Source organism: Pseudomonas sp. Ma2-10, from assembly GCF_054330215.1.
In genome coordinates this window covers 81,708-106,851 of sequence record NZ_JBTEYL010000008.1, presented here as the reverse complement: position 1 = coordinate 106,851, position 25,144 = coordinate 81,708, and the positions used below count along the sequence as shown (strand labels likewise).

The window sequence follows — 25,144 nt, the reverse complement described above, 5'->3', positions numbered from 1 at the left end:
AGATGAGGTTGGTGAACGCAGTGTAAATCAGCAAAACGGGTCTTGCTCGAAACATCTTCTTGCCATGCTCGTTGTTATCAACACATTTTTACCGGTAAAAAGTTTGCCAAGTGCCATCATTCGCGCGCGTTGTACGCATTAACTAGCTGATGGTCCACATAAAACTCTAAATCATCGCGTTACCTTCTTTCTATTTATGTTCTGCGGCTTTGACCTCTAGCCTCTGATCAGCGCACTTGGATTGCGCTTTAAAAACAGAGGAAACTGAAATGAATTTGAACCTTGGCCTCGGGACTTTTTCCCATCGGCGCACCCTTGGCGTTTTGACCGCCAGCCTGCTGTCCTTCTCCGTCAACGCCGCCACCCTGACTCGCGATAACGGTGCCGCGGTGGGCGACAACCAGAACTCGCAAACCGCTGGCGCGACCGGTCCGGTGTTGCTGCAAGACGTGCAATTGATTCAGAAGCTCCAGCGCTTTGACCGTGAACGCATTCCTGAGCGAGTGGTGCATGCCCGCGGCACGGGGGCCCATGGCACCTTTAGCGTGACTGACGACCTCAGTGATCTGACCAAGGCGAAGGTGTTCGCTGCTGGCCAGAACACTCCGGTGTTCGTACGCTTTTCGGCGGTGGTCCACGGCAACCATTCGCCGGAAACCCTGCGTGACCCTCGCGGGTTTGCCACCAAGTTCTACACCGCGGACGGCAATTGGGACCTGGTGGGCAACAATTTCCCGACTTTCTTCATCCGTGACGCCATCAAGTTTCCGGACATGGTCCATGCCTTCAAGCCTGACCCGCGTACCAATCTCGACGATGATGCCCGTCGTTTCGATTTCTTCTCGCATGTTCCGGAAGCGACTCGCACGCTGACCGAGTTGTACTCTAACGCCGGGACACCGGCCAGTTATCGGAAAATGGATGGTAATGGTGTTCACGCCTATAAGTTTATTAACACCAAGGGTGAAGTCCACTACGTAAAGTTCCACTGGAAAAGCTTGCAGGGAATTAGTTATCTCGATCCGGAAGCGGTGACCAAGGTTCAAGGTAAAGACTACAGTCATTTGACGAGTGATTTGGTTGCTCATATTAACAAAGGTGATTTTCCGAAGTGGGACTTGTACGTTCAGGTTTTAAATCCTCAAGACTTGTACAAGTTTGATTTCGATCCTTTGGATGCAACCAAGATTTGGCCCGGTGTTCCAGAGCGAAAAGTTGGACAAATGGTCTTGAACCGTAATCCTGCGAATGTCTTCCAGGAAACGGAACAAGTTGCTATGGCACCGGCCAATCTTGTACCCGGTATTGAACCTTCGGAAGACCGATTGTTGCAGGGCCGAGTGTTCTCTTATGCCGATACGCAACTGTATCGCCTGGGGGCTAATGCGATGCAATTGCCAATCAATGCTCCAAAGATTGCGGTAAACAACGGCAATCAGGACGGCGCAATGAATAGCGGCCACAGCAGCACTGGGGTGAATTATCAGCCGAGTCGTTTGCTGCCTCGTGAAGAACTGCAAACCGCGCGCTACAACCAATCGGCCCTGTCGGGCAGCACGCAGCAGGCGAAGATCCAGCGTGAACAAAACTTCAAGCAAGCCGGCGATCTTTATCGCTCCTTCAGCAAGAAAGAACGCAAGGACCTGATCGAGAGCTTCGGTGGTTCGCTGGCCACCACCGATGATGAGAGCAAACACATCATGCTGTCCTTCCTCTATAAGGCGGACCCTGAGTACGGGACCGGGGTGACCAAGGTTGCCAAGGGTGATCTGAGTCGGGTCAAGGCGCTGGCGGCCAAACTCGTCGACTGATTTTTTCAACCTCAAGCGGGGCCTCATGCGAGGTCCCGTCTGGTCAGGGAGCCTGTCATGCGTTTCTATCTGTCTTTTTTTCTGGTGTGTCTGCCGTTTGGCGTGTTTGCCGGGTCTGCCGCGCAAGTCACGGAAGATCCTGCAGCACTGAAAGCCCAATTGCAGGACTACTACTTCGATGCAGCACGTCGTGGCGATGTGCCGATGCTCGAGACCTTCATCGAGGCTGGTTACTCCCTCGATACTCGCGATAACAAAGGTTACACCGCACTGATACTGGCGGCTTATCACGGGCAGAGTGTGGCAGTGGACCGATTGCTCGCTGCCGGAGCAGACGCTTGTGCTTCGGACCTGCGGGGCAACACGGCGTTAATGGGCGCGATTTTCAAGGGTGAAATGCAGGTTGCGCGTACCTTGTTGGCGGCCAATTGCAGCCCCGATCAACGCAATGGTGCCGGGCAGACCGCAGCGATGTACGCCGGATTGTTCAAGCGCGTCGAGTTGCTCGACGCGCTCAAAGCCAAGGGGGCGGACCTTTACGCCGAGGATCCGCTGGGCAACAGCGCCGCGCGTCTGGCCAGCGGTGAAATCCGCATCGCGGCGCCACGCTGAGCTATCATCGCGGTTTTTGCCGGGAGTTCAGATGGCCAAGGCCAAGCGCATGTATGGCTGCACCGAGTGCGGCTCAACCTTCCCCAAGTGGGCTGGCCAGTGCGGTGAGTGCGGGGCCTGGAACACCCTGACCGAAACCATGGTGGAGAGCGGTGGTGCCGCAGCCCCCAGCGGTCGTACCGGTTGGACCGGTCAACAGGCGCAGATCAAGACCCTGGCCGAAGTCAGCGTCGAACAAATCCCGCGTTTTTCCACCGCGTCCAGCGAGCTCGACCGGGTGCTGGGCGGTGGTCTGGTAGACGGCTCGGTGGTGCTGATCGGCGGTGATCCGGGCATCGGCAAATCGACTATTCTGCTGCAAACCTTGTGCAACCTCGCCAAAGTCATGCCGGCGCTGTACGTCACCGGCGAGGAGTCCCAGCAGCAAGTGGCCATGCGCGCCCGTCGTCTCGGCTTGCCGCAGGATCAACTGCGGGTGATGACCGAAACCTGCATTGAAACCATTATCGCCACCGCCCGGCAGGAAAAACCCAAGGTGATGGTGATCGACTCGATTCAGACGATCTTCACCGAGCAACTGCAATCGGCACCGGGCGGCGTGTCCCAGGTCAGGGAAAGCGCAGCGTTGTTGGTGCGTTATGCGAAGCAGAGTGGCACGGCTATTTTCCTGGTCGGTCACGTGACGAAAGAAGGTGCATTGGCCGGGCCGCGAGTGCTGGAGCACATGGTCGACACCGTGCTGTATTTCGAAGGCGAATCCGATGGGCGTTTGCGTTTGCTTCGGGCGGTGAAGAACCGTTTCGGCGCCGTCAATGAACTGGGCGTATTCGGGATGACCGACAAGGGGCTGAAAGAAGTCTCCAACCCTTCGGCGATTTTTCTCACCCGTGCGCAGGAAGAAGTGCCAGGCAGTGTGGTCATGGCGACATGGGAAGGGACGCGGCCGATGCTGGTGGAAGTCCAGGCGCTGGTGGACGACAGTCACCTGGCCAATCCACGTCGGGTAACGCTGGGGCTGGACCAGAATCGACTGGCGATGTTGTTGGCGGTGCTGCACCGTCACGGCGGCATTCCGACCCACGATCAGGATGTGTTTCTCAATGTGGTTGGCGGGGTGAAGGTGCTGGAAACGGCCTCCGATCTGGCGCTGATGGCGGCGGTCATGTCCAGTTTGCGCAACCGGCCACTGCCCCACGATCTGTTGGTGTTCGGCGAGGTCGGGCTTTCCGGCGAAGTACGCCCGGTGCCGAGCGGCCAGGAACGCTTGAAAGAAGCTGCCAAGCACGGCTTCAAACGCGCCATCGTGCCTAAGGGCAATGCGCCTAAAGAAGCACCGCCGGGGTTGCAGATTATTGCCGTAACGCGTTTGGAGCAGGCATTGGACGCGTTGTTCGAGTAACCGTTAAACAGGAAAGAAACCCTGGAGCGAGCTTTCTCGCCCCAGCATTGGAATGGGGGTTGGCCTTCAGACTTCGATCAGGGCGCCCAATTCGCGCTCCAGTTCCTCTGGATCGCCAAGGTTGAGTTCAACCAATCGACGCAAGCGTTCGATGGATTCCAGGCTGATATGTCGGCAGACGAACCCGAGCTGACCATGATCATCGTGGGTCAGTTGCACATCCATCTTGATGGCCACGTCCTCGTTGAGATGAATATCGACCAGGAAATGCCACTCCCGATTACCCAGCCACGGTTCGGGCTTTTCGATCAACAGTCCCTTCAGTGACAGGTCGATCAACTTCACCGGCCAGATAAATTCCCCCTGACTCAGCTCGGTTCGGGCATCGAACGCAATACGTTTGAAGCGGCGGCGATCGGTAGGGTGCTCGCTCATGGCGCAATCCTCGTAGATGTTTGCTGACTATAGACCCGCATTGTCAAAGGCTGCCAGCAAGGTGTTAGCTCACCCATGTCGGGGATGGCCATTGCGGGCGTTAGAGCTGAACTCGGGATGACGGTCTTTCTTGTCCGCTCTGGCGGGAATCATAAAATGAAAAATAATAATAGCCTGCTACGCCTTGTGGATTGGGGTCGCCGCCGTGCCCATCGATCTGGTTGCGTATCGTTACTACAGTCTGTTCATCGCTAACAACGTGATGCAACTCGACCCGCGACGGGCCACTGGTCGGTCCGGTCCTGGCGGTGCAGATGGGTTACCTGCCCGGTGCTGTTCAGGTGGTGGTCAAGGCCCTGGCCGAAAGCCCGTGGGGCATTTACATGCGCTACATCCGCCCGGGTCGCATCGGCGAAATCTCCGTTATCGGTGTGTTGCTGCTGCTCGGCACCATCGTGGCGTTGGCGATCGGCATCCTGATCACCATGCCCGACTTGAAAATGCCGGCGCTGACCCCGTTCATCGACCGCTGGGGCTTTGCGATTCCCCCGGAAGCCTTGCAAGCGGTGGCCAAGGACATCACGCAGATGCCGCACGTGATCTTCAATGCCTACACCCACGCCACGCTGACGGCGCTGTTGCTGTTCGTGGTATTCAGTATCCTGTTCTATGCGCTCAAGGTCGGCATCGCCGCCTGGGGCACTAAAGAACGTACGGATAAAGAAGCGCCATTCCAGGCTCTGCCGGATGCGTAATCGAGGATTGCAGCCTGTTCAATGACCTGAGTCGCCTCGGTAAATACCTCGGTCAGGCTGCGCGCCTGATGGTCGGCATGCCCGACGACGACAATGACGTCGAGCATATGCAAACCAAGCACCCGGACAAACCGGTGATGACCTACGAGATGTTCTTCCGGGAACGCCAGGAGGCTCGTTACGGAAGCAAGGGTGGGCCGAAGTGCTGTTGATCTACTAGCGGCGAGTTTTCAGATGTAATGTGGAGCGGGCTTCCATAGGACTGCTCCCATTTTTTTGTATTAGAAGGAGATCCCGTTTGTCCCCTCCCATTCCTGTCACGATCCTCAGTGGCTTTCTCGGCGCGGGAAAAACCACGCTGTTACGCCACCTGCTCAAAGCCGAACACGGCCTGAAAATCGCAGTAATCGAGAACGAATTCAGCGATGCCGGTATCGACACCCAGCTGTTGGGCGACGAACCGGTGCAAGTGATGACGCTGTCCAACGGCTGTGTTTGCTGCACCATCCACACCGATCTGACAAAGGCTTTGTACCTGCTGCTCGAACGCCTGGACAGCGGCGAAATCGCCTTCGATCGTCTGGTGATCGAATGCACTGGCCTGGCCGACCCGGCACCGGTGGCGCAAACGTTCTTCATCGATGAAGAGCTGCGCGAGCGCTACATCCTTGACGGCATCATTACCCTGGTCGATGCGGCGCACGCTGACACTCACCTGACTCAAACCATCGCCCAGGCGCAGATCGGTTTCGCCGACCGCTTACTGGTGAGCAAGCGCGATCTGGTGGACGAGACGGCCTTTACCGCCCTGAGCGAGCGCCTGACCCGCATCAACCGTCGCGCACCGATCCGTGTGGTCGAGCACGGCAAGATCGATCTGGCTGAATTGCTCGACGTGCGCGGTTTCAATCTCAATGCCGACCTTGGCGGCGGCGTCAGCCTGCGTCCAGTGAGCAAAGCGCCGTCCATCGACCGTATTTCCAGCCTGGTGCTGCGCACCGATAAGCCGCTGGATATCGACAAACTGAGCGAGTTCATGAACGAACTGCTGGAGGACCATGGCAAGCAACTGCTGCGCTACAAAGGCGTGTTGAACATCCTTGGCGAGCCGCGGCGCATGGTGTTTCAGGGTGTGTTGAAGTTGTATGGATTCGATTGGGACACGGCGTGGGCCGACGATGAAAACCGCGAAAGCGTGATCGTGTTTATTGCCGATGATTTGCCGGAAGAGAAAATCCGCGAGGGGTTTGCGCGGGTGGCGGCGGACTGAAAGGTGCATTTCCCGCCATTTGCGCCATTTGTAAATGAAACTCCCTCGCTGCCGATCAAGGCCCGCAGGTGAGGTGGTAATCCCCCTTGAAAAAAACGCGGACCCAAAAAAACCGGCCATCACTGGCCGGTTTTTCATTGCTGCGGTTCTGCGGGCTGATTAGGCGCCGTATACCGGCAGCTTCTTGCAGATGGCCTTGACCTTCTCACGAACGGCGTCGATCACCGCTTCGTTGTTCAGATCCGCCAGGATGTCGCAGATCCAGCCGGCCAGTTCTTTGCACTCAGCTTCTTTGAAGCCACGAGTGGTCACAGCCGGTGTACCGAAGCGCAGACCGGAGGTGACGAACGGGGAGCGTGGATCGTTTGGCACGGAGTTCTTGTTCACGGTAATGAACGCTTTGCCCAGTGCGGCGTCGGCGTCTTTACCGGAGATTTCCTGCTTGATCAGCGACAGCAGGAACAGGTGGTTTTCAGTACCGCCCGAGACCACGTCAAAACCGCGCTCGATGAATATGTCGGCCATGGCCTTGGCGTTTTTCACCACTTGTTGCTGGTAGGTCTTGAACTCAGGTTGCAGCGCTTCCTTGAAACAGATCGCTTTAGCGGCGATCACGTGTTCCAGCGGGCCACCCTGGGCGCCCGGGAATACTGCGGAGTTCAGTTTTTTCTCGATGTCGGCATTGGCGCGAGCCAGGATCAGGCCGCCACGTGGGCCGCGCAGGGTCTTGTGCGTGGTGGTGGTTACGACGTCAGCGAAAGGCACCGGGTTCGGGTAGACGCCCGCGGCGACCAGACCCGCCACGTGGGCCATGTCGACGAACAGGTAGGCGCCAACCTTGTCAGCGATTTCGCGGAAGCGCGGGAAGTCCAGAATCTGCGAGTAGGCAGAGAAACCGGCCACGATCATTTTTGGCTTGTGCTCAACGGCCAGACGCTCGACTTCGTCGTAGTCGATCAGGCCGTTGCCGTCGATACCGTACTGAACGGCGTTGTATAGCTTGCCGGAGGAGGAAACGCTGGCACCGTGGGTCAGGTGACCACCGTGGGCCAGGCTCATGCCCAGGATGGTGTCGCCCGCTTGCAGCAGCGCCAGATACACGGCGCTGTTGGCCTGCGAACCGGCGTGCGGCTGAACGTTGGCGTAATCAGCGCCGAACAGTTCTTTTGCACGGTCGATGGCCAGTTGCTCGACCACGTCGACAAACTCGCAACCACCGTAGTAACGCTTGCCCGGGTAACCTTCGGCGTACTTGTTGGTCAGTACCGAGCCTTGAGCTTCCATCACCGCAGGGCTGGTGTAGTTTTCCGAAGCGATCAGCTCAATGTGCTCTTCCTGGCGCTGAGCTTCTTGCTCCATGGCGGCAAAGAGATCGGCGTCGTACTTGGCAATAGTCAAATCACGGCTGAACATGGCGGTCCTCAAGGATCGGGGCAGAAAAGGGGGCCATTCTAACCCAATGGGTTTTAGATGGCATATGAAAGGGCATCATGTCTTAGACAAGTGGGCTTCATGAAGGGATCAGCTAGTCGAACATGAACAACGCATCATTGCTGAACTGCGCCTCAAAACGACTCGCCGGCATCGGACGGCCGAACAGATACCCCTGAACCTCGTCGCAACCATGCTCGCGCAGGAAGTCGAGTTGCTCTTGGGTTTCCACGCCCTCGGCGATAACCGCCAGATTGAGGCTGTGGGCCATGGCGATGATCGCGCGGGCAATCTGCGCATCCTGCTCGCCCGACGGCAGGCCATCGACGAAGGTGCGGTCGATTTTCAGCACGTCGATAGGGAACTGCTTGAGGTAGTTGAGCGATGAGTAACCGGTGCCGAAGTCGTCGACCGCAATGCTCAAGCCCAGTTTTTTCAACCCGGCGAGAATCTGCATCGCTTCGCTGACTTCGCGCATCAGGATACTTTCGGTCAGCTCCAGCTCTAGACACGCCGGCGGCAGGCCGGTGTCCTTGAGAATGTTAGCGATCCGCGTGCCGAGCTGGCCATCGGAAAACTGCCGCGCCGAAATGTTCACCGAGACTTTCGGCACGCGCACCTTGGCCTGATGCCAGTTCTTGAGCTGCCGGCAGGCCTCGCTGATCACCCAGTCCCCGACATCCACCACCAGACCGAGCTCTTCGAGCACCGGAATGAACTCTCCCGGCGGCACCAGACCGCGTCGCGGATGGCGCCAGCGCAGCAAGGCTTCGGTACCGGTCAGGCGTTTGCCATCGCCGCTGAACTGCGGTTGGTAGTAGAGGACGAATTCGTTCTGCTCCAGAGCGTGGCGCAAGTCGCTTTCCAGCTCCAGACGCTCCAGGGCGCTGGCGTTCATATCGGCCTGATAGAACTGGAAGTTGTTCTTGCCACGCTCTTTGGCGTGATACATCGCGGTGTCGGCATTTTTCATCAGTTGGCTGAGTTCGTTACCGTCCTGGGGGCTCAGGGCGATGCCGATACTGGCGGTGACGAAGAATTCGCGGCCTTCAAGCACGAACGGTTTCACCAGGCTGGCGAGAATTTGTTCGGCCACATGAATCGCCCGGTTCAACGCAATCTCACGGTTGGCCCGTGGTTGTAACAGCAAGGTGAATTCATCGCCGCCCATGCGCGCCACAGTATCGTCATCATCGACACAACCGAGCAGGCGCGTGGCCATTTCTTTGAGCATGCGATCGCCGGCGGCGTGGCCCAGGGAGTCGTTGATCGGTTTGAAGCGGTCCAGGTCGAGGAACATCAGCACCACCCAGGACTTCTGCCGTTCGGCGGATTGCAGCGCCGTGTGCAGGCGATCCTGGAACAGCGTGCGGTTGGGCAAGTGGGTCAGGGCATCGTAATAGGCGAGGCGGTGAATCCGCTGCTCACTGGCCTTGCGTTCGCTGATGTCGCTGAAGAAGCACACGTAGCTGGCCAGATCGCCTTCGTCGTCCAGCACCGCCGTGATCCCGACCCAGGCCGGGTAATGCTCGCCATTGCGTCGTTTGAGCCAGACTTCGCCTTCCCACGTACTGTGCTGATGCAATTGCTTGAGCACATAACGCAGATGGGCTTCCTGCTGCTCGTCGACGGTCAGCATGTTCGGCAACTGGTCGAGCACCTGCTCCACCGCATAACCGCTGACACGGCTGAAGGCTTCGTTGGCCTGGACGATGTAGCCGGCCGGGTCGGTGATCAGGATCGCAGAAGTCGAGTGCTCAAATACTGTTGCCGCCATGCGCAGGTCTTTTTCGGCCCGGCGTTGCTGGCTGATGTCACGACCGACGCCCAGCACGCCTTCGAATGCACCGTGTTCGTCCCAGACCAGCACCAGCCGCAGTTCGATAGGAATCTTGCGCCCGTCGCCCCGCAGGCAGTCGAACAAAAACAGTTGGGTCTGCACCTGACTGCGCAATAGCGCCAGTTGGTCGGGTTTGTTCAGCGCTTTGCTGACCCGGTCCATCAAGTGGTAGATGCCGGTCAACTGTTTCGGGTTGGCGATGGTCGATTGCCAGCCGTTCTGGAAAACCCAGTCGACGTCGTAGCCCAGCACGGCTTGCACCGACGGGCTTACGTAGTTGAGCACCATCTTGCTGTCGGTTGAGAAAATCACGTCGCTGATGCTTTCGGCGAGCATCCGGTAACGCTGCTCGCTGTCGCGCAGAGACTCACTGGCTTCGATCTGTTCGGTGATGTCCTTGGCCACGCCGATGATTCGCGTGACCTGATCGTGCTTGTCCCGCGCCAGCGCCTGTTCGCGGATGTCGAAGCGCCGCCATTTACCGTTCCGGTGGCGGAAGCGCAGTTGGCATTGCATCAATTGTCTGTAACCGGTCTGGCGCTGGGTTTGGCGCGAGCGGTTGTAGAAGTCGGCATCTTCGGGGTGCAGCAGAATCTCCCAGAAATACTCGCCCATCTGATGCAGTTCGGTACGGTTATAACCGAGTGTCTGCCCCAGGTGATGGTTGCTGAAAATCATTCGCTGGCTGATCACATCTTGCACGTACAGATGATCCGGCACGGTGCGTACCACGTCGGACCAGAATCCTTCGCGCTCCAATAGCGACAGTTCGACAAGCTTGCGACTGGTGATGTCGGTGATGCTAAGGATCACCGCTTTATAGTCGTCCTGGTCTTCCGGCAGGCGCAGGACCAGCCACAAATGCTGGTCGCGGCCATTGGCATCTTGCAGTTTGATTTCCAGCTCAAGCTGTTTCTGCTGGTTGAGCACCGCGTCGAGCACTTGATTGCCGATGGCGATGCCGTCCTGAGGGTTACCGTCGATCAACAGTTTCCAGGCTTGATCGCACGTGTTGACGTTGAGCAGTTGCAGGGCGACCCGGTTGACTTCGGTAATGTGCAATTCCTGCAGCAGGTGCTGGCGTTGTTGCGGTGTATCGAGCCAGGCCCGCAGGTGTTCGCTGCTGTGCAACTGAGCCTTGTCGAAGACGCTTTTGAGCCCGGACACGTCGAGTACACACAGGGCGACGCCGGTGCCTTCGAAAATATCCTGATAGCGTCGACGGCCTTCGTGCACCTGACGTTGGCGGCGGCGCAAGTTCAGCAGAGCAATGAACGGCAGCAGCGAGAAGGCCAGGCCCAGAAGGCATTTGCCGATGAACGCCGGCAGCAGCTGTTCAATCACCCGTTGCCGATCGAACAGCCCGCGCAGTTGCCAATCGCTGCTGCTCAGGGGCACGGTCAGCACGCTGTTGGCCAGTTCATCCGGTGTCATCACCGCCGGAGTGGCCGAGTGCAACCCATCGTCGCGGCTGATGATTTGGTGATTGACGCGGTTTTCCACCAGCCACAGCGGGCGAATACCGGTTTCGTTTTGTTTGGTCAGTGACGAAAAAAATGTCGGCCTCAGGCGCAGAGCCCAATAGCCGCGGGTGCTACCGCTGGCTTGATGCAGCAGCAGATGCACCACGGAGCCGTCATTGGCGTTGCTGAAATAATGGGCCTGGGCGTGACTGCGCCGAACCAGTTCGCTCAGGTACTCGGCGTCGTCGCTGTTTTCGGCACTGTCATTGAGGACTTTCCCGGAAGGGCTGAGCAGCACGAGGCTTCGCAGGTCGGGCAAGGTTTTTTGCAATTTGCGCAACAGCGCCTGCTGTTCGTCGGCGCTTTGCGGTTGTTCGACGATAGGTAGCAGGTTGAGGGCAATCTGGGCGTTGAGCGCCATGTTCAGGCTGATCTGCGAGGCCAGGTCAGCGGTGTAGTCGATGGTGTACTGACGCTGGTTTTTCTGGGTTTCGCGCAGTTGCTCCAGCAACTGCCAGAACAGCAGCGCGAGCAACAACAGGACGAGCGTTGCCAGTGCCCCCTTCAAGGAGCCGCGCAGGGGTGAGCGGGTCGCAGAATTGAGTGCGTTCCCGGAAGAGGGGGGGGAGACATTAGACAAACTGTAATCCTGCGGTTTGGCTGGACTGGCGCGACGTGCACTATAAGTCGGACGCTCGAAGGGCGGCTAGCATGCCTTGAGTTGTGGCAAAGTGCCAGTCCCGCTCGGCTGGACTGCCATCCGTCAATCAGGTAGCTTTGCCGGTTACGCGGGAGCGTTCCAGCTCCTAGAATCAGGCTTTTTCAGCGCGCACGCATTGATACCCATCAATCGGCCGACGCGCACGGCCTGGCCGGGCATCGCCCGCGCTCCAATCATTCATCGTTCACTGACCCTAGGTTCTCCATGGCTCAATACGTATTCACCATGCATCGGCTGGGTAAAGTTGTTCCGCCGAAGCGGGAAATCCTGAAAAACATTTCGTTGTCGTTCTTCCCGGGCGCCAAGATTGGTGTACTCGGCCTTAACGGTTCGGGTAAGTCCACGCTGTTGAAAATCATGGCGGGCGTCGACACCGAGTTCGACGGCGAAGCCCGTCCGATGCCGGACCTGAACATCGGCTACCTGCCTCAAGAACCGATCCTGGACCCGACCAAGACCGTGCGTGAAGTGGTTGAGGAAGCGGTCAGTGTGATCAAAAACGCCCAGGCTCGCCTGGACGAGGTCTATGCGGCTTACGCTGATGAAGATGCCGACTTCGACAAACTGGCCGCCGAACAGGCCAAGCTCGAAGCCATCCTGCAGGCCAGCGACGGTCACAACCTGGATCGCCAACTGGAAGTCGCCGCCGATGCGCTGCGTCTGCCGGCCTGGGATGCCAAGGTCGAATTCCTGTCCGGTGGTGAGAAGCGTCGTGTGGCGCTGTGCCGCCTGCTGCTGTCTGCTCCGGACATGCTTTTGCTCGACGAACCGACCAACCACCTGGACGCCGACTCTGTCGCCTGGCTGGAGCACTTCCTGCACGATTTCCCGGGCACCGTGGTCGCGATCACGCACGACCGTTACTTCCTGGACAACGTGGCTGGCTGGATCCTCGAACTCGACCGCGGCGCCGGTATCCCTTACGAGGGCAACTATTCGGGCTGGCTCGAAGCCAAGTCCGATCGTCTGGCTGCCGAATCCAAGCAGCAGTCGGCCCACGAAAAAGCCATGAAGGAAGAACTGGAATGGGTGCGCAAAGGCGCCAAGGCCCGCCAGTCCAAATCCAAGGCTCGTCTGCAACGCTTCGAAGAAATGCAATCGCAGGAATTCCAGAAGCGCAGCGAAACCAACGAGATCTACATCCCGGCGGGTCCACGCCTGGGCGACAAGGTCATCGAATTCAAGAACGTTTCCAAGGGTTACGGCGATCGCGTGCTGATCGACAACCTGTCGTTCTCTATGCCTAAAGGCGCCATCGTTGGCGTGATCGGCGGTAACGGCGCGGGTAAATCAACTCTGTTCCGCATGCTGATGGGCAAGGAAACGCCGGATTCGGGCAGCATCGAAGTCGGCGAAACCGTGCAACTGGCGTGCGTCGATCAGAGCCGCGACGACCTGGACGGCAGCAAGACGGTGTTCCAGCAAATTTCCGACGGTTCGGATCAGATCCGCATCGGCAACTACGAGATCCCGTCGCGCACCTACGTCGGCCGCTTCAACTTCAAGGGGGGCGATCAGCAGAAGTTCGTCAAGGACCTGTCCGGTGGTGAGCGCGGTCGCTTGCACCTGGCGCTGACCTTGAAAGAGGGCGGCAACGTCCTGCTGCTCGACGAACCGTCCAACGACCTCGATGTTGAAACCCTGCGTTCCCTGGAAGAAGCCCTGCTGGACTTCCCGGGCGCTGCCATTGTGATCTCTCACGATCGGTGGTTCCTTGACCGCGTCGCGACTCACATCCTGGCGTACGAAGATGACTCGCAAGCGGTGTTCTTCGAAGGCAACTACACCGAATACGAAGCCGATCGCCGCAAGCGCCTTGGCGAAGCCGCGACTCAGCCGCATCGTGTACGGCACAAGAAACTGGCCTGATTTCAGGTTGGTTGCATGAAAGAGCGGAGCCTTCGGGCTCCGTTTTTTTATGTTCTTTTACCGCGCATTGCTCTTGCTTGAATGACCACTGCCGGTGCAAAAATCCCACTTAATTTATATCCAGCGCACCATTTATTTTCATAAGTGCGACATTTTGCGCTGTCGTGGTGCGCAAGCAGTTTGCTAAAGTCCGGCTCAATCTCTTCCTACGACAATAAATTTGCCGAGACTTTCCCATGATCGAATCCGTTGAATCCTTCCTTGCGCGTCTGAAGAAACGCGACTCTGACCAGCCGGAATTCCATCAGGCCGTGGAAGAAGTCCTGCGTAGCCTGTGGCCATTTCTTGAGGCCAATCCGCACTATCTGACTTCGGGCATTCTGGAGCGGATTTGCGAGCCGGAGCGGGCGATCGTTTTTAGGGTTTCCTGGGTCGACGATCAAGGAAAAGTGCAGGTCAATCGCGGATTCCGCATCCAGATGAACAGCGCTATTGGTCCGTACAAGGGCGGGCTGCGTTTCCATCCTTCGGTGAACCTTGGCGTGTTGAAGTTCCTTGCCTTCGAGCAGACCTTCAAAAACGCGCTGACTTCGTTGCCGATGGGCGGTGGCAAGGGGGGGGCGGATTTCGATCCAAAAGGCAAAAGCGACGCTGAAGTCATGCGGTTCTGCCAGGCTTTCATGAGCGAGTTGTACCGTCACATCGGTGCAGACGTTGACGTGCCGGCCGGGGATATCGGCGTCGGTGCCCGCGAGATCGGTTTCCTGTTCGGCCAATACAAGCGCCTGAGCAACCAGTTCACCAGCGTGTTGACCGGCAAGGGCCCGAGCTATGGCGGCAGCCTGATCCGTCCGGAAGCCACCGGTTTCGGCTGTGTGTACTTCGCTGAAGAAATGCTCAAGCGCGGCGGAGACACTGTCGAAGGCAAACGCGTGGCCATTTCGGGCTCCGGCAACGTTGCGCAATACGCGGCGCGCAAGGTCATGGACTTGGGCGGCAAAGTGATTTCGTTGTCCGACTCTGAAGGCACGCTGTACTGCGAAAGCGGTTTGACCGAAGAACAGTGGCTGGCGGTGCTGGAGCTGAAAAACGTCCAGCGCGGGCGCATCAGTGAACTGGCCGGCCGTTTTGGTCTGGAGTTCAAGGCCGGCCAACACCCTTGGGCGCTGAGTTGCGAGATCGCGCTGCCATGCGCGACACAAAACGAACTGGACGCCGAGGCTGCCCACACGTTATTGCGCAACGGCTGTATCTGTGTGGCGGAAGGGGCGAACATGCCGACCACCCTTGACGCCGTAGACCTGTTTATCGAAGCGGGGATTCTGTTCGCGCCGGGCAAGGCTTCCAATGCCGGTGGTGTCGCTGTGAGCGGGCTGGAGATGTCACAGAACGCCATGCGCCTGCAGTGGAACGGTGGTGAAGTGGACAGCAAACTCCACGCGATCATGCAGTCAATCCACCACGCTTGCGTGCATTACGGCGAAGAGAATGGCCGGATCAACTACGTCAAAGGCGCGAACATCGCCGGCTTCGTCAAAGTTGCCGACGCGATGCTCGCCCAAGGCGTGATTTAAACCGGTTCGATACGGATGATCTCGATCAGATGATCGCCAGCCGGACGTTGCCACAGCACCTCGTCGCCGAGTAGCGCGCCGAGTAGCGCCCGGCCCAGCGGTGAACCCCAGTTGATCAGGCCCGCCGACGCGTCGGCCTGATCTTCGCCGACCAGTTGCACGGTTTGCTCTGTGTTGTGTTCGTCGGCGAAGGTGACACGGCTGCCGATCTGCACCTTTTGTGTTGAGTTGGCGACGGTCACGACCTGAGCGCTTTGCAGGCGCTGGTTGAAATACCGCAAATCGCGTTCAAGGTCCGCCAGGCGCTGCTTGTCGGCGTGCTCACCTTTGGCCGATTGCTCGCTGTGCAAATGTTGCAATTCAGCGACTTTCACCTGCAACTGGGACAGCCCCGTGGACGTGACGTAATTGGGCTGCGCACTGATTTGCCGTTCGACGGGCTGATCGGCCTGCGCGGCGGCGTTATCTTCATTGACGAAGGCACGACTCATGGTTTTCTCCCGATATAGGGTTTGGGCCATGGTCGCAGGCTTTTAGTGTCGGCGGATGTCTGTCAGCGACTTATTGCGAGCGATAGGCTCGTGCGGCGTCCTGATCCTTTTGCTGCTGCCAGGCTTTGTCCCGGTCGTTCCAATGATGGCTTCGATAGTCCTCGCGGTCCTGGTTTTGGAGCATGGCCTGGCACTGACGGAAGCCATCGCTCCAGCCCTCGGCGTACGGCTTGTCCTTGAGGTAACGCGGAACGTTTTTGCGAAATTCACCGGTCATCGCCCCGGCAGCCTGACGACCACTGATGCAACCATCATCGAAGCCATCGGCGAATGCCGGTGGATAACCCTTGGCGATCAAATCCTCGTGGGTCGTCTGGCAACCCGTGATCAACATCAGCAAACCCATCACACCCACGTAACGCCACATCTCAGACTCCCAGGCCGTCAACGGCTTATAGGGGAAGTCTAGGAGTGGATTCGTGAGCGGGATGTGAAAGAAAGATCAAAGGATCAATAGTGATACCACTTCACCTCAAGCATCACTTCATTCTCGGGGGAAGCCAGGTGGCTGAATTCGCGCTGGGCACTCAGGCGCAAACCCAGGTTGCGCGACAATTCCCACTGCTGATTCAGACTCACGCTACGGCGCACTTCGCCGTTGGTGAAAAAGTCGCCCTTGGCTTCCAGGCTGAAGTTGCCCAGCGGGTTTTTCCACAGTAAACCGCTGTTGAAACCCGCCGCCGGGGCGATGAAACCGGCAAAGTCGTTGTTATGTTCAATGCGCACGGTGCCCAAAGCAAAGCCGAGCATGTCGTCGCCCAGTTGCCAGGTGCCGCCGCCACCGCCATTGACGTGGCTGACCAGGGTTTCGTCGTCATGCTTGCCCGGTACGCGCTCCAGGCCGCCGGTGACTTGCCACGAGAGTGGTTGCAGCAATTCATTGCGCGGAGTCAGGGAGCGGATGGTCGCCAGGTCCAATTGCTGCAACTGCCAGTGATTGCCTTCGTACTGGCGCAGTTTCATTTGCAGGATTTCAATCTGCGCGCCGAGGGGAAAGCTCTCGGCGTTGTCATTGAGGTCGTGATAAGCCATGCGCAAGCCATACTCGCCAAACGCCTTGTCGCCTCGAGTGCCGATACCGGCCTGCCAGGTGCGCGATTCATGGCCATCCTCAGGCAGGCCGGGTTGCGGGATGTCCAGCTCCGGTGCCGAGTTCTGGTTGATCGCCCGCAGCAGTTCGAAACTGCGCTGCGCCCGTTGCGGATCCCGCTCCTGGCCGTTGGCGCGGTAGCGCTCCAGGCGATAGGCGGCGTCGATGATCAACGCCTGACGATCCTTGGGTTTCGCCTTGAACGCCGGTTCTTGCAGTTGATTCTGGTCGGCGCTGACTTTCAGCACCCACGTCTGTTCTTCATTGCTCAACAGCTCGGCGCGGCTCAGCAGTTCACGCTCGCGGGACGGTCGATACTGAATGGACTCCACCAGTCCGGCTTCTTTCACCGCTTTGACGGTGTCCGTAGGAATCGCGGTCAGCGGGAACTGTTCGGTCAATCGCAGGCTCGGGCGGGCCACTTGCAGCAATTCCAGCAGACGATAAGAGCAGTTTTCGTCGAAGAAAAAATAGTCGAACTGGATCTGCTTGAGCTCCCAGACGTGCTCGACCATGCGCTCGGTTTCTGCCTGGGTCAGATTGAGGCGGTACTCCCACAAATCGCGGTTCTCGAGGCTGCGGTACTCCGAGAGTTTTTCCTGATAAGGCACCAGCGCAAACAGACCGGGATAGCCGCCCATCAAGCCTTTCCAGGCATACAGAATGCTGTTGTCCGAGCCTTCGATGTAGGCACCGAAGTTAATCGCATAACTGAGCAGGGCGGTTTGATCGCTCTGCACATTGGCCTGGTCGATGCGCAGCAGCGTGTGGCCGAACATCGATGACGGGCTATTCAGATACGCTGCCGGGAAAATCATCACCGCACTGTGGGGCGAAACATCCTTGAACCATTGCCTGAATTCAGCGCAGGCAAGCGTCGGCAGATCGGCCAGGTTGAGCTGCGTCTTCAGCCAGCGGGTGCGGGCGGGATAGACGCATTGCGCATGCTTTTCACCGGCACTGGCCGGGGCGTACAGCGCTTGCACCGTCGCCGCCAGTTCACGGTCAGGATGTTCATTGCCGTCGGCGGCGAGGAAGAATTGCTTGTCGCTGACATAGCTGCGCCAGCCGCCGAGTTTGGCCGTTTCGTAGTGGCCCAGGGAAATCCAGAAGGGGTCATTGGCCAATTGCTGCAAACGTTGATTGTCGATTTGAGGCGTGGCGGACAGCGGGGCGCAGACACAGAGCGCCAGCCAGGCAAGGCGTTTGAGCATAGTGGGCAACTTAAGTCGAAAGAAACAAAGACCCCAAAAGGGCCAGGTTCATAAAATAAAACCCGCCCCGAAAAGGAGCGGGCGGGTCGAGCTTAAGCTTGAGTGGCGTACTTGGCCAGACGCGGATCGCTCTTCAGAACGGCCAGGGTGTTGGTATGCACGTCGTCAGCGGTCACGTCAGCCTTGCTGAAGATCTGCTGGAAGTGCTCATGAGTGATGGCGGCGAAATGCGCACGGTCTTCCGGCGCCACGCCCAGTACCACAGCGTAAGTGGTCAGCGCTTCGCCCTGACCTTTAGCCATGTCTTCAGACAGCTCGTTCATCATGCCATTCATGGCAATCCAGGATTTGCCGCCATAGGTCAGCGATGCATTGGTCGAGCAACCGTTGGTACCCGAGGTCATACCGAAGGTTGCGTTGCCGGAAGTGCCGTTGGTGGTGGATGCCAGGAAGTGAGCCGGGGTGCCACGCTGACCTTCAAACAGCATGTTGCCCCAACCGCAATCCGGGCCGCCTGGCGCCTGAGCCATGGCGTTGATGGATACAGCGGTGAAGAGAGTACCGAGAAGAATCCGTTTCATAGCTTTGTTCTCTTTATGTGCATACCAATGGACAGGGGTCTGGCCCGATCTGGCGCCAGTGGGCCGGTTATTGTTCCAGCCGCGCAGTTTGGAGTTTAGGCACGTTCCGAGGGTTCCGTAATTTTTTGCGAAATATTTCGTTGAAACAATGATTTGGCCCCGGCCCACCTAGGGAAGTCACTTTGTCTATGCTTTGGCTAGAGGCGCGCCTTGCAAGTGAGGTATGGGCAGCGCCAGAATGCCGCTATCTGCCCCGCCTGATGTAAGGAAGCCCGATGCCTGATCCTGTTGCTGCCAGCTTGCGTCTAGCGCCCGAAGCGCTGACCCGTCCGTTTTCCGCTGAACAGTTCAGCTTCTCTACCACCAATGATTTGGAGTCCTTCCGCGGTGTGCTTGGCCAGGAACGTGCGGTCGAAGCCTTGCAGTTCGGTGTGGCTATGCCACGCCCCGGTTACAACGTATTCGTCATGGGCGAGCCCGGCACCGGCCGGTTTTCGTTCGTCAAACGCTACCTGAAAGCCGAAGGCAAACGCCAGCAGACCCCGGCGGACTGGGTCTACGTCAACAATTTCGATGACCCTCGCGAACCTCGTGCACTGGAGTTGCCGTCAGGCACCGCCGGTGCCTTTATCGATGACATCAACGGCTTGATCGACAACCTGCTGGCGACTTTTCCTGCCGTGTTCGAGCACCCGTCCTACCAGCAGAAGAAAAGCGCCATCGACCGCGCCTTCAACCAGCGTTACGACAAGGCGCTGGATGTGATCGAGCGCCTGGCGCTGGAAAAGGACGTTGCGCTGTACCGCGACAGCACCAATATCGCCTTCACACCCATGAGCGAAGGCAAGGCCGTGGATGAGGCCGAATTTGCCCAGTTGCCGGAAGCTGATCGCGAGCGTTTTCACGACGACATTTCATGGCTGGAAGAGCGGTTGAACGAAGAGCTCGCCAGCCTGCCGCAGTGGAAGCGTGAGTCGAGCAATCTACTGCGCCAGCTCAACGAAGAAACCATCACCCTGGCCTTGCAACCCTTGCTCGCGCCGTTGTCGGAAAAGTACGCGGAAAATGCCGGCGTTTGCGGTTACCTGCAAGCGATGCAGGTGTATCTGCTCAAGACCGTGGTCGAGCAACTGGTGGACGACAGCAAGACGGACGCCATCGCCCGCAAGCTGCTCGAAGAGCAATACGCGCCGAGCCTGGTGGTCGGTCATCCGTTCAGCGGCGGTGCGCCAGTGGTCTTTGAACCGCACCCGACGTACGAAAACCTGTTCGGCCGCATCGAGTACACCACCGATCAGGGCGCGCTCTACACCACGCATCGGCAGTTGCGCCCGGGTGCGCTGCACCGCGCCAACGGCGGCTTCTTGATTCTTGAAGCAGAAAAAATGCTCAGCGAGCCATTCGTGTGGGATGCGCTCAAACGCGCGTTGCAATCGCGCAAACTGAAAATGGAATCGCCGCTGGGCGAGATGGGCCGTTTCGCCACCGTGACCCTGACACCGCAACACATTCCGCTGCAGGTCAAAGTCGTCATCATTGGCGCCAGGCAGCTCTACTACACGCTGCAGGACCTCGATCCGGACTTCCAGGAGATGTTCCGCGTCCTGGTGGACTTCGATGAAGACATCCCGATGGTCGACGAAAGCCTGGAGCAGTTCGCCCAATTGCTCAAGACCCGCACTTCCGAAGAAGGCATGGCGCCGCTGACCGCTGATGCGGTGGCGCGTCTGGCGACTTACAGTGCTCGCCTGGCTGAGCATCAGGGGCGTTTGTCGGCGCGGATCGGTGATCTGTTCCAGCTGGTCAGCGAGGCGGATTTCATTCGCCAACTGGCCGGTGACGAAATGACCGACGCCGGGCACATCGAACGTGCGCTCAAGGCCAAGGCCACGCGTACCGGGCGCGTCTCGGCGCGGATTCTCGATGACATGCTGGCCGGGATCATCCTGATCGACACAGACGGCGCTGCGGTGGGCAAATGCAACGGGCTGACAGTGCTGGAGGTCGGCGATTCGGCGTTCGGTGTGCCGGCACGGATTTCCGCCACGGTGTATCCGGGCGGTAGCGGCATCGTCGATATCGAGCGCGAGGTCAACCTCGGTCAGCCCATTCACTCCAAAGGCGTGATGATCCTCACGGGGTATCTGGGCAGTCGATACGCTCAGGAATTCCCGCTGGCGATTTCCGCGAGTATCGCCCTGGAGCAGTCCTACGGTTACGTCGATGGTGATAGTGCATCGCTGGGCGAGGCTTGCACCTTGATTTCGGCACTGTCGAAAACCCCACTCAAGCAGTGCTTTGCGATCACCGGCTCAATCAACCAGTTCGGTGAAGTGCAGGCGGTGGGCGGGGTCAACGAGAAGATCGAAGGCTTCTTCCGACTCTGCGAAGCGCGCGGGTTGACCGGTGAGCAGGGAGCAATCATTCCCCACGCCAACGTTGCCACGCTGATGCTCGACGAAAAAGTGCTGACGGCGGTGCGCGCGGGGCAGTTCCACGTCTACGCCGTGCGCCAGGCTGATGAAGCCCTGAGCCTGTTGGTCGGCGAGCCGGCCGGTGCGCCGGACGCCGATGGCCAGTTCCCTGAAGGCAGCGTTAACGCGCGGGTGGTGGAGCGCTTGCGGGTCATCGCAGAAATGATCAGCGAAGAAGACCTCAAGGAAGCCGAGAAAGAAGCTGCGCAGGAAGCCTTGGCTGAGGCCAAGCCGGCCTAAAACGGTGATCGTTCCCGCGCAGCGCGTGGGAACGATCAGTGCCATCAGTCTGGCGTCAATATTCACACAATGACCATTCGGCGCCTTCTGGTCTTACTTGACGTGCTAGTCAAACTTTTCTTCTATTCTCAGCTCAAGGATATCGACAGTAATCACTGGATCGAGACAGCCCTCCCGTGGGGGCTGAATACCGGATCTACCGAGGGTCGCCGCCATGTCGCGCAACCTCTGCCTCACCCGTCAATGCCTGGGCCTTGTGACCCGTATCGAGTGTGCCATCCGCCCATTGGCGGGGGATACGGGCATGTGGACCTTACTCTTCGCCGCTGGAATGGCTGGCGAACAACCTTCTGCCATCAAAGCCCAGGGCCCGTTTCATGGCCCCTTTGTGGCTGAGTCGATTCTCGACACCATTGTTGAGAGTCTCACCCTGCACGGTTATGAGCTGGCCGATGATCCGCAAATCTGGTGCTTGCACCTGCAAGCTCAACTGCGGGAAATCAATGGTGGCCGCTGCCGCAACCCTGATGGTTTCGAGTTTCGGCCCGAGCACTGACCGCGTTTTATCGTTATGCCCAACCGCCTGTCTGTTGCGAAACAGACGGGCGGTGTCGTTTATGGCTTGTACTTTGATGCGCCGAGGCCTATGCCTGTAAGGATCTAGGCTCGCCATTGCGTGAGGTGTGTTCATGAACCTGAAAGAGTTGAATGCTTATGCCATCGCCGGGAAGGTTGATGAGCTCAACCTGATTTCAATGGAAGGCGGGATATACCTGTTGGAGGCACGGATGCATGGCGCGGCGTATCCGCTGAGTGATAAAAACGACCAGATGTTTCATCTTCGTTCGGTCGAACATGCCCGTGACGTGCTGCATGCCTTTCCCAAATTACCGTTCAACCTTGTACACGTTTCGGTACACGACGAGATGTGTGGACTCGTTGCCAGTTCCGAGGGGAGCCTGAAAGTACCGATTGCGTGGCAGCACTGACGGCTCTCATCAATGCAATGACATCTGTGCTAGTCTGCTGGCCCTTTTTGGTTCCGGGCGCTCCGGGACGCGCTGTGCACGCACGGCAAGTTCCAGGGCCGTCCGCACAGCGGAGCAGTGTCATGTCCGAAGTAAATCTGTCCACCGACGAAACCCGCGTCAGCTACGGTATTGGCCGTCAGTTGGGCGATCAACTGCGCGATAACCCGCCGCCGGGCGTTAGCCTGGATGCGATCCTGGCTGGTCTGACCGACGCTTTCGCCGGCAAGGAAAGCCGTGTGGGTCAGGAAGAAATGTCCGCGAGCTTCAAGGTCATTCGCGAAATCATGCAAGCTGAAGCCGCTGCCAAAGCTGAAGCCGCGTCTGGCGAAGGCTTGGCATTCCTGGCTGAAAACGCCAAGCGTGATGGCATCACCACCCTGGCGTCCGGCCTGCAATTCGAAGTGCTGACTCAGGGCGAAGGCGCCAAGCCATCCCGTGAAGATCAAGTGCGCACTCACTACCACGGCACCCTGATCGACGGCACTGTGTTCGACAGCTCCTACGATCGTGGTCAGCCTGCAGAATTCCCGGTTGGCGGCGTGATCGCTGGCTGGACCGAAGCCCTGCAACTGATGAACGCCGGCAGCAAATGGCGTCTGTACGTGCCGAGCGAACTGGCTTACGGCGCTCAAGGCGTTGGCAGCATTCCGCCGCACAGCGTACTGGTATTTGACGTCGAACTGCTCGACGTTCTGTAAGACCGTAACCCTGTAGGAGTTCTGCCCCTACAGGGTTTCTCATACCTCGATTTTGTGATGCAGTTCGCTTGTCGGGCGCAATGCCCGGGCATAGCAGAACAGAAACAGATTGCGCACCAGTTCCTTGAGCACCACCGGCTCGGTAGAGTTCAAGCCGTTGACGTCCAGATCACCCTGATCCTGCAGTTCGTTCAAGGCTTCTTCCTCAAGCACCGCACAGACTTCCCCGGTTTCCCGATGCAGGATCCTGAGGTAAGGGTGTGGGCGGTCCAGCCAGGCATCGATCAAATAAGTCATGGGTCTCATCTCCATTGATTGGTTTCGATGAGAATAATTCTTATTCGTGAGATAGCAAGGACCTATTGGCGGATTGTGTTTTTTTAAGGGTAAAGGTTGCGTAAGGTCAAAACGGATGGCGTTTGGCTATTGCGAGGGATTGCTGGGCGAAACGGGGGAGGGTGAGACACCATCCCACGCAGGACGCGGGATGGAATACAGCATGTTCAGACTTTTCTGACGAACTCGGATTTGAGCTTCATCGGGCCGATGCCGTCGATCTTGCAGTCGATGTCGTGATCACCATCGCACAGGCGGATGTTCTTGACCTTGGTGCCGACTTTGACCACCAACGACGTGCCCTTGACCTTGAGGTCCTTGATCACGGTGATGGTGTCGCCGTCCTGCAGGACATTGCCGACCGAATCCTTCTTCACTGCGTCATCGGACACTGCTTCGGCTTCGCCGCTGGCGGACCACTCGTGGGCGCACTCAGGGCAGATCAACTGGGCGCCGTCTTCGTAGGTGTATTCGGAATTGCATTTTGGGCAGGGTGGCAACGTGCTCACTAAAGCTCCTTGGATTCAGGATCGCTAAAAAGCGCACATTATATAGGGTTTTAGGCGCAGGAGGGGTGGCAGCGAAAGATCGCAGCCCCGTAGGCGCTGCCGCAGTCTGCGATCTTTTGATCTTGCTGTGAAAATCAGTGCGTACGGGCGACCGCAAATTCGCTCAATTCGACCAGTGCATCGCGGTATTCGCTGGCAGGCAGCGCGTCGAGGCACTTGATCGCGCGGGCGACATAGTCGCGGGCCAGTTGCGCGGTGTAATCCAGCGAGCCAGAGGCTTCCACGGCTTCGCGGATGCTTTCCAGGTCTTCGATGCCACCTTTCTGGATCGCCTTGCGCACCAGTGCAGCCTGTTCCGGCGTGCCTTCGCGCATGGTGTAGATCAGCGGCAGGGTCGGTTTGCCTTCAGCCAGATCGTCACCGACGTTCTTGCCCAAGGTTTCGGCGTCGCCTTTGTAGTCCAGCAGGTCGTCGACCAATTGGAACGCCACGCCCAGATGATCGCCGAATGTCCGCAGGGCTTCTGACTGTTCCGGTGTCGCTTCGCAGAGCGCTGCAGCACTGTGGGTCGACGCTTCGAAGAGCATCGCGGTCTTGCCGCGAATGACTTCCATGTAGGTTTCTTCGGTGGTGCTGGCGTCACGAACCTTGGACAGCTGCAACACTTCGCCTTCGGCGATGATACGCGTGGCTTGCGAAAGGATTTTCATCACCGGCATGGAGCCCAGTTCGACCATCATTTCGAAGGACCGCGAATACAGGAAGTCGCCCACCAGCACGCTAGGGGCGTTGCCCCACATGGCGTTGGCGGTCGAGCGGCCACGGCGCATGCCAGACATGTCGACCACGTCGTCATGCAGCAGAGTCGCGGTGTGCAGAAACTCGATGGTCGCGGCCAGCAGGCGCAGGTCATCGCCTTCGCGACCCAGCGCCTTGCCACACAGCAACACTAATAGAGGGCGCAGGCGTTTACCGCCAGCCGAGGTAATGTAATCGCCGATTTTCGATACCAGCGGCACTCGGGAAGTCAGCTGCTTCTTGATGATGCCGTCGACGGCGCTAAAATCGTCCGCCACCGCGCGGTAGAAAGCTTGGGGTTGCATCAGCGACTGTTGCTCCAGAAGGGTTGCGCGGCATGCTAGGACCCACGTCGGCGGGTGTCAAGGTACGATGGACGGCCTCTTGCATCGCCCCGGCAGCTTGCGTACAATCGCGCACCCTGAACTTCCTGGGCAGCACC

Annotated in this window: 21 protein-coding genes and 2 pseudogenes; 13 read left to right on the top strand and 10 right to left on the bottom strand. The window is 58.3% G+C overall.

Features of this window, described 5'->3' with window-relative positions; translation table 11 throughout:
• Nucleotides 1-269: 269 nt before the first annotated feature.
• From ACXPVS_RS12570 to radA, 3 genes are read left to right on the top strand one after another with little or no spacing between them, the layout of a single operon-like run.
• The gene (locus ACXPVS_RS12570; RefSeq protein ID WP_458510218.1) at nucleotides 270-1,811 is read left to right on the top strand and encodes a catalase; all 1,542 of its coding nucleotides are present in this window, start codon (nucleotides 270-272) and stop codon (nucleotides 1,809-1,811) included.
• Between the two features lie 57 nt (nucleotides 1,812-1,868).
• Nucleotides 1,869-2,423 (top strand): ankyrin repeat domain-containing protein, encoded by a 555-nt coding sequence (locus tag ACXPVS_RS12565; RefSeq protein WP_458510217.1) that lies wholly within the window; start codon nucleotides 1,869-1,871, stop codon nucleotides 2,421-2,423.
• Nucleotides 2,424-2,454: 31 nt separating this feature from the next.
• Nucleotides 2,455-3,822, top strand: coding sequence for a DNA repair protein RadA (gene radA, locus ACXPVS_RS12560; RefSeq protein ID WP_458510216.1), 1,368 nt, complete (start codon nucleotides 2,455-2,457; stop codon nucleotides 3,820-3,822).
• Between the two features lie 66 nt (nucleotides 3,823-3,888).
• On the opposite strand, the gene ACXPVS_RS12555 is transcribed toward radA, so the two are convergent.
• Nucleotides 3,889-4,257 carry a PilZ domain-containing protein gene (locus ACXPVS_RS12555; protein WP_458510215.1) on the bottom strand — a complete coding sequence of 123 codons (369 nt, stop codon included), beginning with the start codon at nucleotides 4,255-4,257 and terminating at the stop codon, nucleotides 3,889-3,891.
• A gap of 172 nt (nucleotides 4,258-4,429) precedes the next feature.
• Here ACXPVS_RS12555 and ACXPVS_RS12550 point away from each other — a divergent pair.
• The 4 genes and pseudogenes from ACXPVS_RS12550 to yjiA form a co-directional block, all read left to right on the top strand.
• Nucleotides 4,430-4,793: pseudogene (locus ACXPVS_RS12550) on the top strand (hypothetical protein); the annotation flags it as partial.
• A 27-nt stretch (nucleotides 4,794-4,820) separates the two neighbouring features.
• Nucleotides 4,821-5,012, top strand: a pseudogene (locus tag ACXPVS_RS12545) (hypothetical protein); the annotation flags it as partial.
• 14 nt (nucleotides 5,013-5,026) lie between these two features.
• A complete protein-coding gene (locus ACXPVS_RS12540) occupies nucleotides 5,027-5,224 on the top strand; it encodes a YbdD/YjiX family protein (protein WP_458510301.1) in 198 nt (65 codons plus the stop codon).
• An 86-nt stretch (nucleotides 5,225-5,310) separates the two neighbouring features.
• Nucleotides 5,311-6,282, top strand: a complete 972-nt coding sequence (gene yjiA / locus ACXPVS_RS12535) for a GTPase (protein ID WP_458510214.1) — start codon at nucleotides 5,311-5,313, stop codon at nucleotides 6,280-6,282.
• Nucleotides 6,283-6,441: 159 nt separating this feature from the next.
• Here the strand turns inward: yjiA and glyA are convergent, their stop codons facing one another.
• On the bottom strand, nucleotides 6,442-7,695 hold the full coding sequence (gene glyA / locus ACXPVS_RS12530) for a serine hydroxymethyltransferase (RefSeq protein ID WP_458510213.1): 1,254 nt from the start codon (nucleotides 7,693-7,695) through the stop codon (nucleotides 6,442-6,444).
• Between the two features lie 112 nt (nucleotides 7,696-7,807).
• Entirely contained in the window at nucleotides 7,808-11,656 is a 3,849-nt protein-coding gene (locus ACXPVS_RS12525; RefSeq protein ID WP_458510212.1) for a sensor domain-containing protein, read from the bottom strand.
• A 285-nt stretch (nucleotides 11,657-11,941) separates the two neighbouring features.
• Between ACXPVS_RS12525 and ettA the strand changes: the two genes are divergently transcribed.
• Complete coding sequence (gene ettA, locus ACXPVS_RS12520; RefSeq protein ID WP_458510211.1) at nucleotides 11,942-13,606, top strand: energy-dependent translational throttle protein EttA; 1,665 nt, start codon at nucleotides 11,942-11,944, stop codon at nucleotides 13,604-13,606.
• A 236-nt stretch (nucleotides 13,607-13,842) separates the two neighbouring features.
• Entirely contained in the window at nucleotides 13,843-15,180 is a 1,338-nt protein-coding gene (gene gdhA, locus ACXPVS_RS12515) for an NADP-specific glutamate dehydrogenase (RefSeq protein WP_458510210.1), read from the top strand.
• On the opposite strand, the gene ACXPVS_RS12510 is transcribed toward gdhA, so the two are convergent.
• From ACXPVS_RS12510 to ACXPVS_RS12495, 4 genes are all read right to left on the bottom strand, one after another.
• Nucleotides 15,177-15,671: a GreA/GreB family elongation factor gene (locus ACXPVS_RS12510; protein WP_458510209.1), complete on the bottom strand. Its 495-nt coding sequence runs from the start codon at nucleotides 15,669-15,671 to the stop codon at nucleotides 15,177-15,179. The genes gdhA and ACXPVS_RS12510 overlap by 4 nt on opposite strands.
• Nucleotides 15,672-15,741: 70 nt before the next feature.
• Entirely contained in the window at nucleotides 15,742-16,098 is a 357-nt protein-coding gene (locus ACXPVS_RS12505) for a hypothetical protein (protein ID WP_458510208.1), read from the bottom strand.
• An 83-nt stretch (nucleotides 16,099-16,181) separates the two neighbouring features.
• The gene (locus ACXPVS_RS12500; protein ID WP_458510207.1) at nucleotides 16,182-18,035 is read right to left on the bottom strand and encodes an Lnb N-terminal periplasmic domain-containing protein; all 1,854 of its coding nucleotides are present in this window, start codon (nucleotides 18,033-18,035) and stop codon (nucleotides 16,182-16,184) included.
• Between the two features lie 92 nt (nucleotides 18,036-18,127).
• Nucleotides 18,128-18,616 (bottom strand): DUF3015 domain-containing protein, encoded by a 489-nt coding sequence (locus ACXPVS_RS12495; RefSeq protein ID WP_458510206.1) that lies wholly within the window; start codon nucleotides 18,614-18,616, stop codon nucleotides 18,128-18,130.
• Between the two features lie 275 nt (nucleotides 18,617-18,891).
• Between ACXPVS_RS12495 and ACXPVS_RS12490 the strand changes: the two genes are divergently transcribed.
• The 4 genes from ACXPVS_RS12490 to ACXPVS_RS12475 all read left to right on the top strand — a co-directional run bounded on the left by ACXPVS_RS12490 (nucleotide 18,892) and on the right by ACXPVS_RS12475 (nucleotide 23,059).
• Nucleotides 18,892-21,330 carry a Lon protease family protein gene (locus tag ACXPVS_RS12490; protein ID WP_458510205.1) on the top strand — a complete coding sequence of 813 codons (2,439 nt, stop codon included), beginning with the start codon at nucleotides 18,892-18,894 and terminating at the stop codon, nucleotides 21,328-21,330.
• A 214-nt stretch (nucleotides 21,331-21,544) separates the two neighbouring features.
• Complete coding sequence (locus ACXPVS_RS12485; protein ID WP_458510204.1) at nucleotides 21,545-21,886, top strand: PA4575 family protein; 342 nt, start codon at nucleotides 21,545-21,547, stop codon at nucleotides 21,884-21,886.
• Nucleotides 21,887-22,019: 133 nt separating this feature from the next.
• Nucleotides 22,020-22,319, top strand: a complete 300-nt coding sequence (locus ACXPVS_RS12480) for a DUF6482 family protein (RefSeq protein ID WP_458510203.1) — start codon at nucleotides 22,020-22,022, stop codon at nucleotides 22,317-22,319.
• Between the two features lie 122 nt (nucleotides 22,320-22,441).
• On the top strand, nucleotides 22,442-23,059 hold the full coding sequence (locus tag ACXPVS_RS12475) for an FKBP-type peptidyl-prolyl cis-trans isomerase (protein WP_458510202.1): 618 nt from the start codon (nucleotides 22,442-22,444) through the stop codon (nucleotides 23,057-23,059).
• Between the two features lie 39 nt (nucleotides 23,060-23,098).
• Here the strand turns inward: ACXPVS_RS12475 and ACXPVS_RS12470 are convergent, their stop codons facing one another.
• The 3 genes from ACXPVS_RS12470 to ACXPVS_RS12460 all read right to left on the bottom strand — a co-directional run bounded on the left by ACXPVS_RS12470 (nucleotide 23,099) and on the right by ACXPVS_RS12460 (nucleotide 25,007).
• The gene (locus ACXPVS_RS12470; RefSeq protein WP_458510201.1) at nucleotides 23,099-23,356 is read right to left on the bottom strand and encodes a PA4570 family protein; all 258 of its coding nucleotides are present in this window, start codon (nucleotides 23,354-23,356) and stop codon (nucleotides 23,099-23,101) included.
• 206 nt (nucleotides 23,357-23,562) lie between these two features.
• Nucleotides 23,563-23,904 carry a zinc ribbon domain-containing protein YjdM gene (locus ACXPVS_RS12465; protein WP_020798653.1) on the bottom strand — a complete coding sequence of 114 codons (342 nt, stop codon included), beginning with the start codon at nucleotides 23,902-23,904 and terminating at the stop codon, nucleotides 23,563-23,565.
• A gap of 134 nt (nucleotides 23,905-24,038) precedes the next feature.
• The gene (locus ACXPVS_RS12460) at nucleotides 24,039-25,007 is read right to left on the bottom strand and encodes a polyprenyl synthetase family protein (RefSeq protein WP_458510200.1); all 969 of its coding nucleotides are present in this window, start codon (nucleotides 25,005-25,007) and stop codon (nucleotides 24,039-24,041) included.
• Nucleotides 25,008-25,144: the final 137 nt, after the last annotated feature.

Excerpts from the sequence above, each read along its gene's own strand:
- ACXPVS_RS12570 (WP_458510218.1), top strand. The coding sequence starts at position 270 with ATGAATTTGAACCTTGGCCTCGGGACTTTTTCCCATCGGCGCACCCTT.
- ACXPVS_RS12565 (WP_458510217.1), top strand. The coding sequence starts at position 1,869 with ATGCGTTTCTATCTGTCTTTTTTTCTGGTGTGTCTGCCGTTTGGCGTG.
- radA (WP_458510216.1), top strand. The coding sequence starts at position 2,455 with ATGGCCAAGGCCAAGCGCATGTATGGCTGCACCGAGTGCGGCTCAACC.
- ACXPVS_RS12555 (WP_458510215.1), bottom strand. The coding sequence starts at position 4,257 with ATGAGCGAGCACCCTACCGATCGCCGCCGCTTCAAACGTATTGCGTTC.
- glyA (WP_458510213.1), bottom strand. The coding sequence starts at position 7,695 with ATGTTCAGCCGTGATTTGACTATTGCCAAGTACGACGCCGATCTCTTT.
- ettA (WP_458510211.1), top strand. The coding sequence starts at position 11,942 with ATGGCTCAATACGTATTCACCATGCATCGGCTGGGTAAAGTTGTTCCG.
- gdhA (WP_458510210.1), top strand. The coding sequence starts at position 13,843 with ATGATCGAATCCGTTGAATCCTTCCTTGCGCGTCTGAAGAAACGCGAC.
- ACXPVS_RS12510 (WP_458510209.1), bottom strand. The coding sequence starts at position 15,671 with ATGAGTCGTGCCTTCGTCAATGAAGATAACGCCGCCGCGCAGGCCGAT.
- ACXPVS_RS12505 (WP_458510208.1), bottom strand. The coding sequence starts at position 16,098 with ATGTGGCGTTACGTGGGTGTGATGGGTTTGCTGATGTTGATCACGGGT.
- ACXPVS_RS12500 (WP_458510207.1), bottom strand. The coding sequence starts at position 18,035 with ATGCTCAAACGCCTTGCCTGGCTGGCGCTCTGTGTCTGCGCCCCGCTG.
- ACXPVS_RS12495 (WP_458510206.1), bottom strand. The coding sequence starts at position 18,616 with ATGAAACGGATTCTTCTCGGTACTCTCTTCACCGCTGTATCCATCAAC.
- ACXPVS_RS12490 (WP_458510205.1), top strand. The coding sequence starts at position 18,892 with ATGCCTGATCCTGTTGCTGCCAGCTTGCGTCTAGCGCCCGAAGCGCTG.
- ACXPVS_RS12485 (WP_458510204.1), top strand. The coding sequence starts at position 21,545 with ATGTCGCGCAACCTCTGCCTCACCCGTCAATGCCTGGGCCTTGTGACC.
- ACXPVS_RS12480 (WP_458510203.1), top strand. The coding sequence starts at position 22,020 with ATGAACCTGAAAGAGTTGAATGCTTATGCCATCGCCGGGAAGGTTGAT.
- ACXPVS_RS12475 (WP_458510202.1), top strand. The coding sequence starts at position 22,442 with ATGTCCGAAGTAAATCTGTCCACCGACGAAACCCGCGTCAGCTACGGT.
- ACXPVS_RS12470 (WP_458510201.1), bottom strand. The coding sequence starts at position 23,356 with ATGACTTATTTGATCGATGCCTGGCTGGACCGCCCACACCCTTACCTC.
- ACXPVS_RS12460 (WP_458510200.1), bottom strand. The coding sequence starts at position 25,007 with ATGCAACCCCAAGCTTTCTACCGCGCGGTGGCGGACGATTTTAGCGCC.